2 protein-coding genes are annotated in these 1,218 nt (G+C 65.7%); both read right to left on the bottom strand.

Annotated features, from left to right (window positions below; genetic code table 11):
• Positions 1-935: AraC family transcriptional regulator (locus ACYP33_RS32475; protein WP_459625300.1), on the bottom strand; the 935-nt coding region annotated here is incomplete at its 3' end.
• Positions 916-1,218: hypothetical protein (locus ACYP33_RS32470; protein ID WP_459625270.1), on the bottom strand; the 303-nt coding region annotated here is incomplete at its 5' end. The genes ACYP33_RS32470 and ACYP33_RS32475, both read right to left, overlap by 20 nt.

Here is a 1,218-nt window from a genome sequence, read left to right as displayed (position 1 = left end):
GTCGCGCTGGCCGCGTTCAGTTGCTGATAGGCGCGCCAGCGCGACGGCGACATCGCCTTGATCATCAGGAATTGCCGGTTGAAGTTCGACAGGTTGTTGAAGCCGACCTGATAGCAGATATCGGTGATGCTCAGTTCGTCCGACATCAGCAACTGGCAGGCGAGGTTGATGCGCAGGCGGTTCACGTATTGCACGAACGGCACGCCGGTATGACGGCGAAAGTAGCGCGAGAACGCGCTGGCGCTCTGGCCCGACAGCGCCGCCAGGTCGGTTTCGCGCAGCTCTTGCGACAGGTTCTTGCCGATGTGGGCGAGCACGTGGTTGATGCGCGAGGCGCCGTAGCGCGCCGGGTCGGCGCAATAGGCCGCGCTGGCCAGCCGTGCCGGCTCGGGGCTGCGCACCAGCAGTTCGAACAAGGAAACGAACAGCACGATGCGGCGCATGCCCTGCGCGCCGAGCATCTCGCGCAGGATCGGTTCGGCCGTCGCGCCGGTGTCGGGCGAGAACAGCAGGCCCCAGCGGGCCGCATCGAGCAGCGCCTCGACACGGCGAAACTCGGGAAAGGCGGCGATCACGCGCTCGACGAACTCCGCGCCGAACTGCAGCACCAGGCAGCGCTCGTCCACGCGCTCCTCGCGCGGCACGTGGCTGACCCAGTTGTGCGGCAGGTTCGCGCCGGTCATCACGAGGTTGCCGGGCGTGAAATCGCCGATATGGTCGCCGACGAAGTACTTGCCGCTGGTGGCCGTGATCAGGTGGATCTCGTATTCGGGATGGAAGTGCCAGCGCACCGTGCGATACGGGTAGCCGTGCGACCAGACCTTGAACGATTCGTCGCGCGGCACGGCCACCAGTTCGAGATCGGGCTGCGCGCGCTCGCCGGGCCGCGCGGCGTCGTACGCATCGTGCGCGTCGTCAACCCGGATCGCCTTCATCGTCGTGTCTGCCGGCACCGCCGTGTCTCCTGTATTTCGACGTTCTCGTCGCTTCGTTTTGCTTCGATTCGCGCGGCGCGTCGAGCGGCCGGGCGATGGATGAAAAATAGCCGCGACGGCGCGCGGTTACCACCGAAAATAAGACCGCGAGCCGATACTTTTTTGCATTCGGGTAAGCCCGTAGCCCCGGCAAGGTCAACTTTCGTGCAATGGGAAAACGGGGCGGGAAGCGGTTGGCGCTGGGCCGGAACGGGCTGGAAGCGGCGGAAACGCGGGCCTTCGA

It is taken from the genome of Burkholderia sp. 3C, from assembly GCF_054589155.1.
The sequence above is the reverse complement of the archived record's forward strand: the minus strand, read 5'-3'. Positions and strand labels throughout refer to the sequence as shown.